Source organism: Kitasatospora sp. NPDC001225, assembly GCF_053597855.1.
In genome coordinates this window covers 1-1,933 of the sequence record NZ_JBSFJC010000401.1, presented here as the reverse complement: position 1 = coordinate 1,933, position 1,933 = coordinate 1, and the positions used below count along the sequence as shown (strand labels likewise).

Below are 1,933 nucleotides of genomic sequence, written 5' to 3'. Positions count from 1 at the left end.
GACGGGGCGAGCCGCCGCCGGGCCGCCAGGCCAGGACGGCGGCGAGCAGGTACAGCATCGAGGACCCGTACATCACGCGCGCGCCGACGCTGTGCAGCGTCTCGCCGTAGGAGGTGGAGAGCAGCAGCCCGGCCGTGACCGCCTGGAAGAGGACCGCCACGGTCTGGAGCGCCACGGAGGCCCGGAGGAAGGTGTGGGCGCGCAGCCCCGCCGCCGTGCCCGTGCTGCCCGTGCTGCCCGTGGCCGCCTTCACCGTCGTCCCGATGGCCATGACGCGCTCCCCTCTTCTGCCTCGCGGCAGCCGATCGATAGTGTCCCGCTCATCCGACGACACAGGTCGACGAAGTGTGAGGCGAGGGTCCATGACGGACGAGCAGACCCGGGGAGCGGCCCCGACCGCGGACATCCCCTCCGTACCGGATCCGGGCGTGGTCGTCGGCGAGCGGCGGCAGCTGATCAACCTGGCCTACCGGCTGCTCGGTTCGCTGGCCGAGGCCGAGGACGCGGTGCAGGAGACGTACGCCCGGTGGTACGCGCTGTCCCGGGAGCAGCAGGAGGCCATCGCCTCGCCGGGTGCCTGGCTGTCCACGGTGGCCGGCCGAGTCTGCCTGGACCAGCTCGGGTCGGCGCGGGCCCGGCGGGAGCGCTACGTCGGCGAGTGGCTGCCCGAGCCGCTGCCCGACCGCGGCGAGTGGATCGGCGGGCCGGCCGATCCCGCGGACTGGGTCACCCTGGACGAGTCGGTGACCATGGCCTTCCTGGTCGTCCTGGAGGCGGTGACCCCGGCGGAGCGGGTGGCGTTCATCCTGCACGACGTCTTCCGCTACCCCTTCCCCGAGGTGGCCGGGATCGTCGGCCGCACCCCGGCGGCCTGCCGCCAGCTGGCCTCCTCCGCCCGCCGCCGGATCAGGGCCGCCCGGGCCCCGGCGACCCCGACGGGCACGCAGGCCGGGTTGGTACGGGACTTCAAGCGGGCCTGGGAGGCCCGGGACATCGCGGCCCTGGTCGGCCTGCTCGCCCCCGACGCCACGATGACCGCCGACGGCGGCGACCTGGCCGGCGCCGCCCTGCGCCCGGTTGTGGGCGGCGAGCGGATCGCCCGGTACCTGGTCCACTTCGCCGACCGCGCCCCCGGGCTCACCCTCCTCGAACGGACCGTCAACGGCCGCCCCGGCCTGGTCGCCCGGCTCGGCGGCCGCACCGCGACGGTGGCGGCCTTCGACCTGGCCGACGGCCGGATCACCCGCGTCTGGGCGGTCCGCAACCCGGAGAAGCTGCGCCCGTGGACCGCGTACGAGCCGGGCCTTGACCCGGAGCGCGAACCGCACGGCCGCTGAGTGGTCCTACAGCTCCACGTTTCGTCGCGGGTCACCCCTTCGGGTGGTCGGGCGAGGCCGGGTCGAGCGAGGACAGGAAGTCCCGCATGCCGTCGAGGTAGCCGGGGGTGAACAGCGAGCGCGGTGCGGCGACGGCGAGGAAGGTGCTGCGCAGCTCGGAGTCCTCGACGTCCTTGGGCACCATGTTGTGGGTCGAGTCCGGGAAGCGCAGGACGTGGAGCAGGCCCGGGGTGGTGACCAGGCGGCGGTAGGCGGCCTCGGTGTCGTCGCTGTCGACGTTGACGTCCCGGCCGCCGAGGACGAGCTGCACCGGCACCCGGAGGGCGGCGAGGTCCTCGGTGGCGTCGGCGAGGTGGTTGCGTTTGTTGAACGCCCAGCGCTCGGGGGTCAGCCCGTCGACGTCGCCGCCGGCGGCCCGGTACTCCTCGAAGGTCGAACCGGCCCGCAGGGCGGCCAGGTTGCGGTCGCTGCGGGCGACGGCGGCCGCGGTCTCCGCGGGCGAGGCGTGCCGTTCCCCCAGCTCCGCGAGCAGGTTGTAGCGGCCCTGCTGGAGCCAGTTGACGGCGGTGCCGACGGCGATCACGAACCTGACGTCC

At 74.7% G+C, this 1,933-nt stretch carries 1 protein-coding gene and 2 pseudogenes; 1 reads left to right on the top strand and 2 read right to left on the bottom strand.

Going from position 1 to position 1,933, the window contains the following annotated elements; genetic code table 11:
* Window positions 1-271, bottom strand: a pseudogene (locus tag ACWDCZ_RS40910) (hypothetical protein); the annotation flags it as partial.
* Between the two features lie 91 nt (window positions 272-362).
* Between ACWDCZ_RS40910 and sigJ the strand changes: the two are divergent.
* Window positions 363-1,337 (top strand): RNA polymerase sigma factor SigJ, encoded by a 975-nt coding sequence (gene sigJ / locus ACWDCZ_RS40905; protein WP_449818662.1) that lies wholly within the window; start codon window positions 363-365, stop codon window positions 1,335-1,337.
* A gap of 31 nt (window positions 1,338-1,368) precedes the next feature.
* Here sigJ and ACWDCZ_RS40900 read toward each other — a convergent pair.
* Window positions 1,369-1,933 (bottom strand): annotated as a pseudogene (locus ACWDCZ_RS40900) (alpha/beta hydrolase); the annotation flags it as partial.